Source organism: Microbacterium aurantiacum (assembly GCF_021654035.1).
Taxonomy (GTDB): domain Bacteria; phylum Actinomycetota; class Actinomycetes; order Actinomycetales; family Microbacteriaceae; genus Microbacterium; species Microbacterium aurantiacum.
Window position 1 is genome coordinate 502,376 of the sequence record NZ_JAJPDW010000002.1, and the last position, 15,677, is coordinate 518,052.

Sequence of the window (15,677 nt, forward strand, 5' to 3'; positions counted from 1 at the left end):
CCGGCGGTCGGCCCCGACGCCCCGATCTCCCGCGTTTTCGACGCGCGAGCCGGTGCCCGCGCTTTCACCGACTCCGCGCCGAAGGCTCGGGGCACGGCGCGCGATAAAGTGGCGGATGCCGCGCCGCGGCGCGGAGGGAGGCCCCGGTGATCGTCGGGATCGGCATCGACCTGGTCGACATCGACCGCTTCGAGCGCACCCTCGCGCGGACCCCGCGCCTCGCCGAGCGCCTGTTCTCGGCATCCGAGCGCGAGCGCAAGCCCCGCTCGCTCGCCGCCCGCTACGCCGCCAAGGAAGCGCTCATCAAGGCTCTCGGCGGTTCGGACGGCGTCCACTGGACCGAGATCGAGATCACCCCCGAAGCGTCGGGGCGTCCGTGGTTCACCCTCACCGGGTCGACCGCCGAGGTCGTCGCCGCCCGCGGGATCACGACGCTGCACCTGTCGATGTCGCACGACGCGAACCTCGCGACCGCGTACGTCGTCGCCGAAGCGGGACACGCTCCGCCGACCGTTCCGGGAGAGCACGCATGAGCCTCCCGGCCACGCCGCGCTTCCGCGAAGCGCTCGTCGACGTCTCGGCGATCGAGCACAACGTCCGCCACCTCCGCGCCCTCACCGGGTCGGAGGTCATCGCCGTCGTCAAGGCCGACGGGTACGGCCACGGCGCGGTGCGCTCCGCCGCCGCCGCGCTCGCGGGCGGCGCCGCCCGGCTCGGCGTCGCCGACGTCGGCGAGGCGCTCGCGCTCCGCCGCGGCGGCATCGACGCGCCGGTCCTCGCGTGGCTGCACGCACCCGGCGAGGACTTCCGCGAGGCCGCCGCCCACGGCATCGAGCTCGGGATCTCGCGCTACGAGCAGCTGCAGCAGGCCGCGGCCGCGGCATCCGCCGATCATCCCGTCGCCGTGCACCTGAAGCTCGAGACGGGCCTCTCGCGCAACGGGGTCGCCCCGGCCGACTGGCGGGTCCTCTTCGCCGAAGCCGCACGGCTCGAGCGCATCGGACACCTGCGCGTCCGCGGGATCTTCTCGCACCTCTCCAACACCTCCGTCGACGACGACCGGGCAGCCCTCCGCCGGTTCGAAGAAGGCCTCGGCGCCGCCGCGGTCGCCGGCCTCGCCCCGCCCCTCCGGCACCTCGCGGCCTCGCACGCGGCGATCGCCCTCCCCGAGGCGCGGTTCGGCTGCGTGCGCCTGGGGGTGTCGATCTACGGTCTGTCCCCGTTCGACGACAAGACCTCCGCCGACCTCGGCCTCCGCCCCGCGATGACCCTCCGCGCGCCGGTCGCGGCGGTCCGGCGCGTGCCGGCCGGCGCCGGTGTCTCGTACGGCTACACCCACCGCACGGATGCCGAGACCACCCTCGCGCTCGTGCCCCTGGGCTATGCCGACGGCGTCCCGCGGCAGGCCTCGAGCGCCGGTCCGGTGGTGATCGGCGGACGCCGCTTCGCCGTGAGCGGCCGGATCGCCATGGACCAGTTCGTCGTCGACGTCGGCGACCATCCCGTCGCGGTCGGCGACGAGGCGGTGCTCTTCGGCGATCCCACGCTCGGGATGCCGTCCGCCGACGAGTGGGCGCGCGCCGCCGACACGATCAACTACGAGATCGTCACGCGCATCGGACCGCGCGTCGTCCGCACGCCGGTGACGTCGTGACCGGCGACAGCGTGAGGCCGGGCACGGGGGAGGAGCGCACCATGGCCGGACTCGACGCGCTGATCGGCGAGCGCGAGATCGCTTCTCCGGAAGCGATGGAAGACCTCGGGCGCGAGATCGGCGCCCTCCTCGGACCCGGCGACCTCGTCGTCCTCACCGGCCCTCTCGGGGCGGGGAAGACGACCCTCACCCGCGGCATCGCCGAGGCCCTCGGCGTCCGCGGTCCGATCCAGAGCCCCACATTCGTCATCGCGCGGACGCACCCGTCCCTCGTCGGACGGATGCCGCTCATCCACGTCGACGCCTACCGGCTCGGCTCGCCCGCCGAGCTGGACGACCTCGACCTCGACCTCGACGGTTCGGTCACGATCGTCGAGTGGGGACGCGGCATGGTCGAGGGCCTCCGCGACACGTGGTGGGACGTGGAGATCGGTCGCGAGTGGCACGGACACGGTGTCGACAACGCGTGCGGCACGATCGGGCGCGAGGACGAACTCGACGCGGCCGCCCCGCGGCTCGTGACGGTGACCCGGCGGCCCTGACCGGCGGCCCTGAGCGCACCGCCGCGGGCACCCCGACTACCCTGGGAACCGTGATCCTCGGCATCGACACCTCCCTCGGCACCGCCGTCGCGGTGATCGACGACGACGGGCACGTCCGCGCCGAGGTCGAGAGCGTCGATCCGCGCGGTCACGCCGAAGTCATCGGCTCGCTCCTCGAGCGGGTCCTCGCCGAGGCCGGCGCGGTCTCCGCCGACATCACCCGCGTCGCCGCGGGCATGGGTCCCGGGCCTTTCACCGGCCTCCGGGTCGGCATCGCCGCCGCGCGCGCCTTCGCCCTCGGCGGTGACCGCGGGCGCGGCATCCGTGTGGTCCCGGTCGTGAGCCACGACGCCGTCGCCCTCGAACTCCTCCTTCACAGTGCGCTCACCGGCGGACTCGACGATGCCGACGACGAGGCGTTCGCCGTCGTCACCGACGCCCGCCGCCGCGAGGTCGCGTACACCGTCTACCGTGGCCTCGACGACGACGGCCTCCCGCGCCGACTCGCCGAACCGGCGCTCGCCCTCCGCACCGAGATCGACGGGCTGCTCGCCGCCGGCGGCATCCTGCGTCGGGATGCCGAACGGATCCCCGCCTCCCTCCTCGCCGTCGCCGCCGCCCGCGCCGTGGCCGCCGGGCGCGTGATCGGACCGGACGACGCGCTGTACCTCCGCTCGCCCGATGTGACCCTGCCGGCACCCCGCAAGAAGGTGATCGCGTGAGCATCCGCACCGCCGAGGCATCCGATCTCGACGCGATCATGGCGCTCGAGCGGGCGTCCTTCCCCTCCGACGCGTGGAGCGCCGAGATGATGCGCGCCGAGCTGGTCTCGCCGCACGGACGCTACATCGTCGATGAAGAGGCCGGCCGCGTGGTCGGGTACGCAGGCCTGCGCGCGGTGTCCGGAGCGGCGGATGCCGACATCCAGACCATCACGGTCGACGGTGCGGCGCGCCGACGAGGGCGCGGCCGGACGATGCTGCGCGAACTCCTCCGCACCGCCGACGAACGCGGGGCGCGGACGGTGTTCCTCGAGGTGCGCGCCGACAACCCGGTCGCCCAGGAGCTCTACCGCAGCGAGGGGTTCGTCGAGATGGGACGCCGCCCCCGGTACTACCAGCCCGACGACGTGGACGCGATCATCATGCGACTCGACCTCGCCGGCTGGACGGTGCAGGGCGCGGGCGCGGGCGCCGGTGCGGATGTCGGTGCCGGCGCGACTGCCGGCGCGACGCAGGGGGCGTGCTCATGAGCGGGGACGCCGGCGCGGGCGTGGCGCGCGAGCCCCTCGTCCTCGGTATCGAGACCAGCTGCGACGAGACCGGGATCGGCATCGTCCGCGGGCGGACGCTCCTGTCGAACACCATCGCGAGCTCGATGGACGAGCACGCCCGCTACGGCGGCGTCGTGCCCGAGGTCGCCGCCCGCGCGCACCTCGAAGCCCTGCAGCCGGCGATCGACGCCGCGCTCGCCGAGGCCGGAGTCTCGCTCGCCGACCTCGACGCCATCGCCGTCACCAGCGGACCGGGCCTCGCCGGGGCGCTCATGGTCGGCGTCGGCGCCGCCAAGGCGCTCGCCGTCGCGCTCGACAAGCCCCTCTACGCCGTCAACCACCTCGTCGGACACATCGCCGCCGACATCCTGCGTCCGATCGGCGACAGTGCTCCGGAGACGGATGCCGCGCCGGTGGAGTACCCGACCGTCGCCCTGCTGGTCTCCGGCGGGCACACCTCGCTCCTCCTCGTGCGCGACCTCACCTCCGACGTGGAGATGCTCGGCGAGACGATGGACGACGCGGCGGGCGAGGCGTTCGACAAGATCGCCCGGATCCTCGGCCTCCCCTACCCCGGCGGACCCGAGATCGATCGCGCGGCGGCGTCCGGCGATCCCCGTGCGATTCCGTTCCCGCGCGGGCTGTCGCGTGCCTCCGACATGGCCGCGCACCGCTACGACTTCTCCTTCTCGGGCCTCAAGACCGCCGTCGCCCGGTGGGTCGAGCAGCGCGAGGCGGCAGGCGAGGAGGTGCCGGTGGCCGATGTCGCGGCATCCTTCCGGGAGGCGGTCGTCGACGTCCTGGTGACGAAGGCGCTCGCCGCGTGCCGCGACCACGGTGTCCCGCGCCTGCTGCTCGGCGGGGGAGTCATCGCCAACCGGCGTCTCCGCGAGGTGGCGCTGGAGCGCGCCGCCAAAGCCGGAGTCGCGGTGCGCATCCCGCCCCTGTCGCTCTGCACCGACAACGGCGCGATGATCGCCGCGCTCGCCGCCGAGCTCATCCGCTCGGGGCGACCGGCATCCACGCTCGAGTTCGGGGCGGATTCCACACTGCCCGTGACCGAGATCCAGGTTGCTGCGCGCGAAGCCGCCGAGGCGCACCCGTGACGGATGCCGGCGACCCGCCCCTCCGCCGCCGCTCGCGCGGTGCGCAGCCGACGCCCGTGCCCTCGCTTCCCCCTCTCGTGACCGGCCCGATCCCGCCGCTGGCGACCGGTCCTATTCCGGCGGCCGCGCCAGAGGCGCCGGGCGCGCCGATGGTGCCCACCGCGCCCGCGGAGGCCGCACCCGCCGCGCCGATCCCCGCGCGCCCACCGGTCCCGCCGCTGCCGCCCGGCATCCCTCCCGCTGTCTCCGCCGTGGTCGAGCCGCCGTCGCCCGACGTCGCGCTCGCCGATGAAGCATCGCCTCTCCCCGGTGCGCACCGGGGCGGATTCCACCGACTCCCGACCGCGCCGGTCGGCATCACCGAGCAGATCGCGCCCCGAGAGCCGGGCACCGAGTCCGGGCCCACCCCGACCGTCACCGCGCAGTGGCTCATGGCCTCGCCCGCACCGCCTCGTCGCGGACTCGCGGCCTGGGCGCTGGTCTTCGCCCTCCTGGGACTCGTCGTGTCGCTCTTCGTCGGTTTCGGCTTCCCGCTCGGGCTTGTCGCGATCGTCGCGGGGCTCCTCGCCCTCCGTCGCGCGCTCGAGAGCACGGCGCTGGCCTGGTGGGCGATCGGCCTCGGCGCCCTGTCGCTGGTCTACAGCGGCGGTTGGCTGTACTTCGCCGCCACCCAGACCAACCTCTTCGACTGACGTTGCGGCAGGCGGCCGCCCCGGGCCCCGCCCGGTCGAGAACGCGGGAGATTTCGGCGCGGCGGGCCCGGGGGAGGCCCCGGCGTCGCGTGTCGTCCCGCGTTTTCGACGCGGAACCCGGGTGAGCCCGGCTGACGATCAGACGCGGTCGGCGAGGATGGCGCGGCGCGTGGTGCCGACCCGGGTCAGGAGGAGGGTCGCGGACTCGTCGCCGCGGAGCTTCAGTTTCGTCCGGAGGGCGGCGGGATCGACGTCGACGCCCCGCTTCTTGATCTCCAGCGTCCCGATCCCGCGCTCGCGGAGCGCCCGCGCGAGCGCCTTCGCATCCGTCGGCAGCTCCTCCCGCACCCGGAACGACTGCACGAACGGACTCGTCAGCGCGGCGTCCGACGTGAGATACGCGATCTGCGGGTCGAGCATCCCAGCCTTGAGCGACCGCGCGACATCGCCGATCAGCCGCGCGCGGATCACCGCGCCGTCCGGCTCGTGCAGGAACGCCCCCAGCTCGCGCGCGGGCTCGTCCGGGGAGTCCTCCGCGGCCCGGATCTCGTTCACCGTCTTCCCGCGGAACACCAGCGCTGCGCGACGCACACCGTCCCGGGCGAGCGCGCCCGACCAGAGGACCAGTTCCACGGTCGACCCGTCGACGCTCACCCACTGCGCCTCGACGTCGTCGGGGATCAGCGCTCGGTCCAGGCCCGGACCGAGCTTGATCCCGGCGGGCACCCGCGCGGCGAGGTCGAACGCCCACTCCAGCGACGGCGACCAGTCCTCCGGGCGGGTGCGCGCGGTCTCGGAATGCCCCGCGGTCCGCCGCGCCGGGTCCAGCCACACCGCCGTCGCCTCGGGTGCCGCGGATCCCAGGTCGGCGACAGCGTCCTCGGCGCGCGCGTGTCGCACCCGGACGTCCTCGCCGAACGGGGCGAGGTTGTACGCGGCGATCGCGGCCGTCACCTCATCGGCGTCGACCGCGTCGACCGTCATCCCGAGCGCGGCGAGCCCGAGCGCATCACCGCCGATCCCGCACCCGAGATCGAACACGTGACGGATGCCGGCATCCTGGAAGCGTCCGGCGTGCGCGGCCGCGATCGACAGACGCGTGGCCTGCTCGAGCCCCGCGCGGGTGAAGAGCATGCGTGAGGCGAAGTCACCGAACTTCGTCTTCGCCCGCGCGCGGAGCCGCGCCTGCCCGACGACCGCCGAGACCAGGTCGGGGGAGTGGCCGGCGGCCCGCAGCCGAGACACGGTCCGCGCCACATCGTCGGCCGATCCGACGGTCGGGATCTCGTCGAGGAGGCGCAGACCGTCGGGGGTCAGCAGGGCGGTGAGTTCGGCCATGTCCACCCGTCCCACCCTAGGCTCCGCGGTTCGTGAGGGGATTTCCGATCCCCCTCCCACCCCGCACCCCGTACCCCGAAACCCCGGGGGTGCCCCGGGGGATCCCCGTAGGCATCCCCGATGTGGGGGGCGAGGTGCCGGTCATACCTTGTAGCTACCAACCGCACATCGGGGCCGTGACCCCGGGAACAAAGGACACACTCATGGCCAACGACATTGGTTTCGTCAACGAGTCGCTCGTTGCTCAGGACAACTCGGACAACTCGGTCAACACCGCCGTCGGCATCGCCGACTCGGGCAACGTCGCCTCGGGCAACTCCGCCACCGACTCGTTCAACTCGGACAGCTCGACCAACACCGCCGTCGGCATCGACGTCGACGCGACCGCGACTGACTCGTTCAACGACAACTCGGACAACTCGGACAACTCGGACAACTCCGACAACTCCGACAACTCGGACAACTCCGACAACTCCGACAACTCGAGCAACGCCACGGACTCGTTCAACGACTACTCCGACAACCTGGCCGTCGACATCGCGGACTCGTTCAACGACAACTCCACGACGGACAACTCAACGAACGTCGCCATCGACGCGTCCGACAACTCGGTGAACGACTCGTTCAACACCGACAACTCCTGGACCGACGAGTCGATCAACGCGGGCGTGCGTCAGTACAACACCGGTGTCAACTTTGACGGTGGCGCCGCTGCCGCCGCGACCGGCGCCGCGCACGTCACGTCGAACTCGACGATCGTCGACCAGTCGGTCAACAGCAACATCGTCGCGGGCGACAACGTCGTCATCGGCTCCGCGTCGGAGGCCGTCGTCGCGTCGGCCGAGGGCGCGGTCGCTGCCGGCGGTGACGTCGACGCGTCGGTGAACCTGGACCAGTCGACCAACATCGGCAACGGTGCGGGCGGAGACGTCAACGTGGGCAACGAGACCTACACCCAGAACATCGTCGGCTCGTTCAACGACTTCTCGGACAACTCGGTCAACACGCTGAACTCGATCGACGTCGACATCGACGACTCGTTCAACACCTGGGAAGCCAACCTCGACGTTGCCGACTCGTTCAACACCGCTGACCTCACCTTCACGGAGCTGAACACCGACATCGATGTGACGGACATCGTCAACAACATCAACGTTGCCGGAGACGACATCATCGACTTCTGATTCGAGCCCTCCCCGGCACGAAGAGGCCCGCTCAGCGAACCCCAATCGCTGAGCGGGCCCCTCCCGTCTTCCGCCCTCTCGGCGTAGACTCCCCACGACCCGAAAGCGACCGAAGCCATGGACATCGACGACCCGCGCGACCCGCTCGCCGACGGCTCGTTCGACGATGTTCCGGCCGCTGACGCCGCCTTCTCCGACGTCTTCACGTCGGACCTCTTCACCACCGACCCTTTCGCGGAAGAACTCGCCGGCATCGACGCCGGCGACTGGACCATCGATGCCGACCTCATCTGGGGCGCAGACGTCACCGGGCCTTCCTCCGCCGACACCGATCAGGACCTGCCGCTGCCGTGACGTCTTCCCCACGATCGAACCCCGGACCCCTCGCCGTTCCGACCGGCGGCACCACCGATCCCTCCGCGTTGGTCACGATCGTCGAGCGCACCAAGCTCGTCTCGGAGCAGATCGGGCGCGGTGACCTCGCCCAGCGTCTGGACCACACGAAGGCGCGTCTGCTCGACCCCGACATCCGCGTCATCGTGGTGGGGCAGTTCAAGCAGGGCAAGAGCAAGCTCGTCAACGCCCTCATCAACGCGCCGATCTGCGCCGTCGACGACGACGTCGCCACCAGCGTCCCCACCGCCGTCGGCTACGGCGAGGAGCCAGAAGCGTTCGTGGTGGTCAAGACGGAGTCCGGTGAGGATGTCGTCGTCGACCGTGTCCCCGTCCCGATCGACGACCTGCAGCGCTTCCTCGCCGAGCACCAGGAGCCGAAGGACGGCCAGCACGTCGTCGGCGCCGAAGTGTCCCTCCCGCGGGAGATCCTCAAGGGGGGCCTCCGCGTCGTCGACTCCCCGGGTGTCGGCGGACTCGAGTCCACCCGATCCCTCAGCACCCTCGCGGCCCTCTCCGGAGCGCACGCGGTGCTCCTCGTCTCGGATGCCTCGCAGGAGTACACCGAGCCCGAGGTCCAGTTCCTCAAGCACGCGATGCGGATCTCTCCGAATGTCGCGGCGGTGCTGTCCAAGACCGACGTGTACCCGCAGTGGCGGGAGATCGAGCAGATCGACCGGAGCCACCTCGGCGAGGTCGGCAAGATCCCGCTCTTCTCCATCTCGAGCGACCTCCGCCTCCTCGCCGCGGGTCACCAGGATCGCGAACTCAACGAGGAGTCCGGATTCCCGGCGCTCGTGGCTCACCTGCGACGCGACGTCGTCGGCCGCGCCGAGGTCATCCAGCAGCGCGCGGCCTCCCACGACCTCCTCTCGGTCATCGACCAGCTCACGCTCTCGCTGTCCACCGAGCTCAACGCCCTCCTCCACCCGGAAGAGACGCCGCACCTCATCGCCCAGCTCGAGTACGCCAAGGAGCGCGCGGACGAGTTCCGCGGTCGCTCCTCCCGCTGGCAGGTAACCCTCAGCGACGGTATCGCCGACCTCATCTCCGACACCGAGCACGACCTCCGCGACCGCCTCCGCAAGGTGCAGCGCGAAGCCGAGAACTCCATCGACGAGGGCGATCCCGGTCCGATCTGGGAGCAGATCGCCGAATGGCTCGATCAGCGGGTCGCCGCGGCCGTCTCCGAGACCTTCGTGTGGACCGACGAGCGATCCACGTGGCTCGCCGAACAGGTCGCGCAGGAGTTCGCCGCCGGCGAGCTCGAGATCCCCGCCATCGAGGTCTCCGCGATGGACGGGGTCCTCGATCCCGTCGAAGACATCCGCGGGCTCGACGAGGGACGCCTGTCGGCCGCCGAGAAGATCTACATCGGCGTCCGCGGCTCCTACGGCGGTGTGCTGATGGTCGGCCTCGCGACGAGCGTCGTGGGCCTGACCCTTCTGAACCCCCTCTCGCTCCTCGCCGGTGTCCTCGTCGGGCGCCGCGCCTACAAGGAGGACATGTCGTCGCGGCTCGCGCGCCGTCAGATGGAGGCGAAGAACATCGTCCGCCGGCACATCGAAGACGTCGTCTTCCAGGTCGGCAAGCAGCTGAAGGACCGCCTGCGGTTCGTGCAGCGCGCCTCGCGCGATCACTTCGGCGCCCTCGCCGAAGAGCTGCACCGCTCGCTCTCCGACTCGGTGCTCGCGGCCAAGCGCGCGGCGGCGATGTACGAGAACGACCGCGATGCCCGCGTCCGTCAGCTGCGCACGCAGATCGAGCGCATCAAGGCCCTCCGCGCCGAGGTCCCCGGCTCCCGCGACGTCCCCGCCGCGGAACTGCGCGCCGCGCCGACGGCGAAGGCGGTCGAAGCGGGGCAGGAGGGCCGATGAGCCGGAGCGACATCGCCGATGTGGCCGGGCTCGTCGATCGGGCTCGCGAGCTGTACGCCGACGACCCGGAGGCGATGGACATCCTCGACGCCTACGACCAGCGCATGCGCGAACCCCTGCGGCTCGCGCTCGCCGGCATCGTCAAGGCGGGGAAGTCCACGCTCCTCAACGCCCTCATCGGCGAGCAGATCGCACCCACCGACGCGGGGGAGTGCACGCGCACCATCACCTGGTACCGGTACGGTCGCACACCGAAGATCACGGTGCACCTGCACGAGGGCGAACCGGTACGGATGCCGGTGCGCCGCGTCGACGGTCGTCTCAGCCTCGATCTCGGGAAGCGGAAAGCGGACGAGGTCGCCTGGATCGACATCGAATGGCCCTCCGAGCACCTGCGTCAGACGGTGCTGATCGACACCCCGGGAATCGCCTCCCTGTCGACGCAGACCTCGCAGCGCTCGACCGACTTCTTCCTCCCGCAGGACGCTCCGAGCGTCGCCGACGCCATCGTGTACCTGCTGCGACACGTGCACGCCGAAGACCTCGGGTTCCTCGAGGCGTTCCGCGACACCGCTGCCGGCCCCTCACAGACCGTCAACGCCTTGGCGGTCCTCTCCCGCGCCGACGAGATCGGGTCCGCCCGCATCGACTCGCTGCTCTCCGCGTCTCGGATCGCCGACCGCTACCGCCGTGACGGCGAGCTGCAGTCCCTCGCGCTCGATGTCATCCCGGTGGCGGGTCTCCTCGCCGAGGGGGCGCGGACGCTCCGCGAGAGCGAATTCGCCGCGCTTCGTCAGATCGCGGATCTCGACCGCGACGTCCGCGAGCGGCTCCTGATCTCGGTCGACCGGTTCTGTCGCCGCTCTGACGAGGTCGGCGTCAGTGTGCCCGACCGCCGACGCCTCCTGCAGCGCTTCGGGCTATTCGGGGTGCGCCTGTCGGCGGCCCTCATCCGCGCGGGCGCCACGACGTCCACCGACCTCGCCGAGCGGCTGGTGCAGCAGAGCGGACTCCTCGAGGTGCAGCGCTTCATCACCGCACAGTTCCGCGCCCGTGCCGCCGCCCTGAAGAGCCGCGGAGTCCTGACGGGGCTCGATGCGCTCGTCCGTGCCCGCCGCCGCGACGGCGACGCCGAGCTCCTCGCGGGTATTGAGCGGCAGATCGCCGCCACGCACGAGCTGCGGGAACTGTCCCTTCTCGCCGGACTCCGCACGAGCAGCGGAGTGCTCCCGGCATCCGACATCCCCGAGGCGGAGCGGATCGTGGGCGGCTCCGGCACCGATGCGCTCACGCGGCTGGGGCTCCCCGAGACCGCTGACGGCCCCGACATGGCCGCGCGCGTGGAAGAGCTCCTCGCGCGCTGGCGCACCCTGGGGGAGTCGCCGCTGGCCACCCGCGCCACCGCCGAGGCGTGTCGGACGGTCGTCCGCAGCATCGAGGGGGTGGCGTCAGAACTCGCCGCCCGAGGAAAGCTCCGATCCGCGCCGGACGTCGTGCTTGCGGGCGGTCCAGCGTAGAGCACCCGGCAGGATGCTCAGCAGGATGCCGAGCACCAGCAGTGCGAGCTGGATCAGCAGGATCCGTTCGAGAGGGACACCGCGCTCGGTGACCATGATGATCTCGCGGGAGAGCACGAACACGATGCCGAGCAGGATGGTGCTGCCGAAGATCCACCACCGCATGCGCGGCCGACGGTTCGAGAACGCCACCAGGAGCGTGATCTGGATGAGCAGGACGGCCACCAGGACGCCGAACACACTCCAGAACACGATGTCCGCGGCGAGCTCGTAGGTCTCGTCCGCCCGGTCCGGTTCGACCTCGCGGAAGACATCGGCGATCTCGGGGAGCTGCGGGATGCGGATGATGAACAGATACGCGGCGCCTGCGGCTCCGGCGACGAGGCTCAGGATCCAGCAGACCATCGCCAGCCGCACCGAGGCGGGCGGCGGCATCTTGACGAGGACCGGCATGCCCTCCTTGTTGTAAAGGGCCGGGCGGAGGGGTGCATCGCGTGTCGGAGCCGCAAACGGGGGACGCGCCGGCGTCACCTTCACCACGGGCGCCGGCGCGGGCGAACCCGCCGAGGGCACGATGTCCGTGCTCTCGGCGGGTTCGGTGGCGCCCGACGCTTTCGCGGGGCTGTCGCGGGGTCCCGTGACGTCAGAACTCGTCATCCGCGACGTACTCCTGGGTCATGGCGCTGTCGTCGGTCTCGAAGACGGCGGCGTCGCTCTCCGCGGAGACCGCGACCTCGCTGGAGTTGTCGACCACGACGGTCGTTTCGGCCGAGTTCACCGTGGTGTCGACGACCGCGGTGTCGTTGTACGACCCCTCGGTGTTCGTCGTCTCGGTGCTCTCGTTGAACGAGCCCTCGACGTCGATGTCGGCGTTGTTCTCGGTGTTGGTCGAGTTGTCGGACTCGTCGTTGAAAGAGTCGTCGATGACCACGACGTCGGTCTCGTTGCCGACGTTCACGTCACCTTCTGCACCGTTGCCGATGTTGGTCGAGGCGTCGAGGTTCGTCGAGGCGTCGACGTCGTCGCCGGCGGCGATCGACTCGTCACCCGAGGCCACGATGGCCTCGTTGTCGAAGACCTGTGTCACGTCGCCGCCCGCCCAGATGTTCTGGTTGACGGACTGGTCGACGATCGTGTCGCGGTCGTCGATCCACGTGAGGTTGTTCTTGATGTTGATGATCTCGTGGACGGCCGGCGGCTCCGGGGGTCCGGGAGGCTTCGGCGGTCCGGGCATCGGGTGGTCGGGCGCCGGCTTGGGCGCGACCTGCGGGCGGTCGGCGATGATGGGCGCCACGGCGCACACATCCTCGGCCGTCACGCCACTCAGACCATTGCTGGCCAGCGTCGCCTCGGGATCTTCATCGAACTCATCCGACAGCGCGGGGTCGCGCAGCAGGCTGAGGATGAACTCGATCAGGGCGTCTGCCACCGTCGCGAGCGTCATACTCATGGTTGGCTCCTTCGATATTGGTCTGATTTAGACAGTAAGACGGGTACGGCTCTCACCGCGTCGGTGGATGTCCCCTCGTCCGTCCTCCCCCACTAGGGGGTGGGGGGAGGGGGATCCGGGGATCGACGGGGTTCGGTCCGAACGGGTGTCGGATTCGTCGTCCGCGGGGTAGAGTGCGCTGCTCGCGTCCTCCCCGGCGAGGGCCGCCCGGAGCTTGGCCAGCAGGTCCGAGCGGGAGGTCGCCCCGAGCCGCCGGCGGATGCGCGCGATGTGGTGCTCCGCCGTCCGGGGGGAGATGAAGATCGTCGCCCCGATCTCGGTGTACGTCTTGCCCTGGAGCACGAGTTCGGCGACTTCACGTTCGCGCGGCGACAGCGGTCCGTTCGGCTCGACGGCGGTGCTCGCCGCCGGTGCCTGGGTCGAACCCGTCTCGACCGGGCCGTGCTCCTCGCGCGGGTGCAGCTGACGGGCGCAGGCGAGCAGACGGGCGGCGATCCGCTTGTCGTCGGTCCGGCGCGCACCGTGGCCGGCCATCCGTGCCCCGTCCCACGCCAGTCCCACGGACGCCAACCCCATCGCCGCCGACTCCACGGCATCGGCATCCACCTGGCCGGCGAGGACGGCGATCCAGACCCGCCCGGCGTGCGCCATCATCGCCGCGATGCGGTTGCGTGCCGCAGCGGCGACGAGGACCCGCGCGTGCGGCGGCAGATCGTCGGGTTTGCTGGAGAGGATGCCGCGTTGGATGCCCGCCCAGTGCAGGTGCACGCTCCAGCCGATCGGCGCTCCGAGCCCGTCGACGAGTGCCTCGGCGTCGGTGAAGAAGCCCGCGACGCGCGCGGGGTCCTTCACACGCGCGGAGGCGACGACGAACTCCGTCAGCGGCAGCAGGCTGAACAGGTCGAAAGAGGTGCGCAGGAGGTCGTCGCGCGCGGCGTTCCATGCGATCGTGAGGTCGGTCGCGTCGCCGTACCGACGCGCGGTCGCCAGACGCAGCGCGTCGGCCAGGAGACGGTCGCGCGGGTCGAGCGGGCGGGTCGACCCGACGGCGTCGGCGAGGAACGCCTCGGCGTCGTGCGGCCGCTCGCGCTGAAGCGCCACCCACGCCGACCACAGGCGCAGACGGTCACGACCGGCGATGCCGCCCTGCCCGCCGCGGAGCGCGTCCGCGAGGACCGAGCGCGCGACGTCGAGCTCGCCGACGTTGATCGCGCACTGGGCGGCGATGACGGCGGGGAGCTCCGGCAGAAATCGTCCGCATCCGGCCGCCGTGCAGAGGTCCGAGGCTCGGGCGAGGTCTCCGAGCGCGGCGGCGGGAGTGTCGCCGAGCGTTGCGGCGAGGCCCCGCAGCAGGAACTGCGCCGCGGTGTCGGCGGTTGAGAGCGATGCGGGCGCCTGCTCGGCGGTCAGCGCGTCCAGCGCCGAACGGTCGCCGAGGGCAAGCGCCGCAAGGGCGGCCTGGACGCGGCCGCCGAACGACCGCGGCGGACGCGTCCGATACGTCGCGTCGGCCTGCGCCGCCATTCCCCGTGCCATCCAGTGCGCCGCGGCGAGATCGGTCACCGTCTCGTCGGGATCGTTGAGCGCAGCGTCCAGCCCCGCGCTCACCGCGTCGAGGTCGCCGAGCAGGTGATGGGCGACGAGGATGCCGCGGCTCGTCGCCGCGAGCGGGGCGTGCGCGGCCTGCGCGTCACGGTAGAGCCCGATGGCGCGCTGCGGATCGGTCGGCAGCATGGACTGGGCCCGGTCGAGGAGGAACGCGGCCACGCGCTCGTCGCCGACGCCGGCGAGGGCCTCGCCCATCTCTCCGTCGGCGGTGTCACCATGCCACCCCGCCAGCACGCGCTCGGCGGGGGCGCTCGCGCACACGGCGGCCTTGACCGTCGGCGGCGGCGTACCGTTCCGACGGAGCAGACCCGCGGCGTGCCCGCGCTCGATGAGCTCGTCGCCGCCGAGAGGCGCGTCGGCGAAGCAGGCCGCCTCGAGGAACGCCCGGAGGTCGTCGGCGAGGGACGCCACGCGGTGCGCGATCGCGTCGGCGAGGGCCTCATCGATCCCGTGGTGATCCGCGGGGCCGGCGCAGTCGTCGTCGTGAAGGGAGAGGGAGGTCGACACGAGCCAGGCGAGCCCGCCGGACCGATCGATCATCGCCTGGACGCACGCGCGGGAGAGGTGCGCGGACGCGGGGTCCGCGAGCACGTCCTCGACGCGGATCGTGCCCAGGACGAGCGGCGGGTGCGACCGCTCGAGCTCCTGCGTCAGGGCCGCGAGCTCGGACCGCGTGGGGTCCGGCCGCACCGCGACCACGAGTGCGGCATCCGTTCGCGCCGCCCGCCCGCGCACGGCTTGCAGGGTCGCGTCGTCGAGGAGGTGCGCATCGTCGACGACCAGGACCGTGTCGGCGGGCACGTCGTCGAGCGGTCCCGCCGTGCCGAGGTCGACGACACGGATGCCGTCCTCCCGGAGTGCGGCCGACACCGAGCGTACGAGCGAAGACCGACCGGATCCAGCGGGCCCGAGGATGAGGGCCCGCACGGGCGTCTGGTCGGCGTCGGCGAGGAGGTCGTCGACCTGGCGGCGCACGAGGCGCGGGAGCGGAGTGACGGTCGCGGGCGCGACGGAGCGCGAGTGGAGAGTGATGCTCATCGTCC

At 71.8% G+C, this 15,677-nt stretch carries 15 protein-coding genes; 11 read left to right on the forward strand and 4 right to left on the reverse strand.

Annotated features, from left to right (window positions below):
* The first annotated feature begins 146 nt into the window (after positions 1-146).
* Genes LTL01_RS07825 through LTL01_RS07855 form a run of 7 tightly spaced genes read left to right on the forward strand, consistent with a single transcriptional unit; the run spans position 147 to position 5,267 of the window.
* The gene (locus tag LTL01_RS07825) at positions 147-533 is read left to right on the forward strand and encodes a holo-ACP synthase (RefSeq protein ID WP_236968097.1); all 387 of its coding nucleotides are present in this window, start codon (positions 147-149) and stop codon (positions 531-533) included.
* On the forward strand, positions 530-1,654 hold the full coding sequence (gene alr, locus LTL01_RS07830) for an alanine racemase (protein WP_236968098.1): 1,125 nt from the start codon (positions 530-532) through the stop codon (positions 1,652-1,654). Before LTL01_RS07825 ends, alr begins: the two co-directional genes overlap by 4 nt.
* 41 nt (positions 1,655-1,695) lie before the next feature.
* Positions 1,696-2,196, forward strand: coding sequence for a tRNA (adenosine(37)-N6)-threonylcarbamoyltransferase complex ATPase subunit type 1 TsaE (gene tsaE, locus LTL01_RS07835; protein WP_236968099.1), 501 nt, complete (start codon positions 1,696-1,698; stop codon positions 2,194-2,196).
* Positions 2,197-2,246: 50 nt separating this feature from the next.
* Positions 2,247-2,918, forward strand: a complete 672-nt coding sequence (gene tsaB, locus LTL01_RS07840; protein WP_236968100.1) for a tRNA (adenosine(37)-N6)-threonylcarbamoyltransferase complex dimerization subunit type 1 TsaB — start codon at positions 2,247-2,249, stop codon at positions 2,916-2,918.
* Positions 2,915-3,448, forward strand: coding sequence for a ribosomal protein S18-alanine N-acetyltransferase (rimI, locus tag LTL01_RS07845; RefSeq protein WP_236968101.1), 534 nt, complete (start codon positions 2,915-2,917; stop codon positions 3,446-3,448). The genes tsaB and rimI overlap by 4 nt, the downstream gene beginning before the upstream one ends.
* Positions 3,445-4,575, forward strand: a complete 1,131-nt coding sequence (gene tsaD / locus LTL01_RS07850; RefSeq protein WP_236968102.1) for a tRNA (adenosine(37)-N6)-threonylcarbamoyltransferase complex transferase subunit TsaD — start codon at positions 3,445-3,447, stop codon at positions 4,573-4,575. Before rimI ends, tsaD begins: the two co-directional genes overlap by 4 nt.
* Positions 4,572-5,267 carry a hypothetical protein gene (locus LTL01_RS07855; protein WP_236968204.1) on the forward strand — a complete coding sequence of 232 codons (696 nt, stop codon included), beginning with the start codon at positions 4,572-4,574 and terminating at the stop codon, positions 5,265-5,267. Before tsaD ends, LTL01_RS07855 begins: the two co-directional genes overlap by 4 nt.
* Positions 5,268-5,405: 138 nt before the next feature.
* Here LTL01_RS07855 and LTL01_RS07860 read toward each other — a convergent pair whose 3' ends face one another.
* Positions 5,406-6,611: a class I SAM-dependent methyltransferase gene (locus LTL01_RS07860; RefSeq protein ID WP_236968103.1), complete on the reverse strand. Its 1,206-nt coding sequence runs from the start codon at positions 6,609-6,611 to the stop codon at positions 5,406-5,408.
* Positions 6,612-6,808: 197 nt separating this feature from the next.
* On the opposite strand from LTL01_RS07860, the gene LTL01_RS07865 reads away from it, so the two are divergent.
* From LTL01_RS07865 to LTL01_RS07880, 4 genes are all read left to right on the forward strand, one after another.
* Positions 6,809-7,789, forward strand: a complete 981-nt coding sequence (locus tag LTL01_RS07865) for a hypothetical protein (protein ID WP_236968104.1) — start codon at positions 6,809-6,811, stop codon at positions 7,787-7,789.
* A gap of 117 nt (positions 7,790-7,906) precedes the next feature.
* Positions 7,907-8,143 carry a hypothetical protein gene (locus LTL01_RS07870; RefSeq protein WP_053548540.1) on the forward strand — a complete coding sequence of 79 codons (237 nt, stop codon included), beginning with the start codon at positions 7,907-7,909 and terminating at the stop codon, positions 8,141-8,143.
* On the forward strand, positions 8,140-10,059 hold the full coding sequence (locus LTL01_RS07875; RefSeq protein WP_236968105.1) for a dynamin family protein: 1,920 nt from the start codon (positions 8,140-8,142) through the stop codon (positions 10,057-10,059). Before LTL01_RS07870 ends, LTL01_RS07875 begins: the two co-directional genes overlap by 4 nt.
* A complete protein-coding gene (locus LTL01_RS07880) occupies positions 10,056-11,576 on the forward strand; it encodes a dynamin family protein (RefSeq protein ID WP_236968106.1) in 1,521 nt (506 codons plus the stop codon). The genes LTL01_RS07875 and LTL01_RS07880 overlap by 4 nt, the downstream gene beginning before the upstream one ends.
* Here LTL01_RS07880 and LTL01_RS07885 read toward each other — a convergent pair.
* The 3 genes from LTL01_RS07885 to LTL01_RS07895 are packed head-to-tail and all read right to left on the reverse strand — an operon-like array spanning position 11,508 to position 15,672.
* Positions 11,508-12,233: a hypothetical protein gene (locus tag LTL01_RS07885; RefSeq protein WP_236968107.1), complete on the reverse strand. Its 726-nt coding sequence runs from the start codon at positions 12,231-12,233 to the stop codon at positions 11,508-11,510. The genes LTL01_RS07880 and LTL01_RS07885 overlap by 69 nt on opposite strands.
* The gene (locus tag LTL01_RS07890; protein ID WP_236968108.1) at positions 12,220-13,026 is read right to left on the reverse strand and encodes an IniB N-terminal domain-containing protein; all 807 of its coding nucleotides are present in this window, start codon (positions 13,024-13,026) and stop codon (positions 12,220-12,222) included. Before LTL01_RS07890 ends, LTL01_RS07885 begins: the two co-directional genes overlap by 14 nt.
* A gap of 27 nt (positions 13,027-13,053) precedes the next feature.
* Positions 13,054-15,672 (reverse strand): helix-turn-helix transcriptional regulator, encoded by a 2,619-nt coding sequence (locus LTL01_RS07895; protein ID WP_236968109.1) that lies wholly within the window; start codon positions 15,670-15,672, stop codon positions 13,054-13,056.
* Between the last annotated feature and the right edge of the window lie 5 nt (positions 15,673-15,677).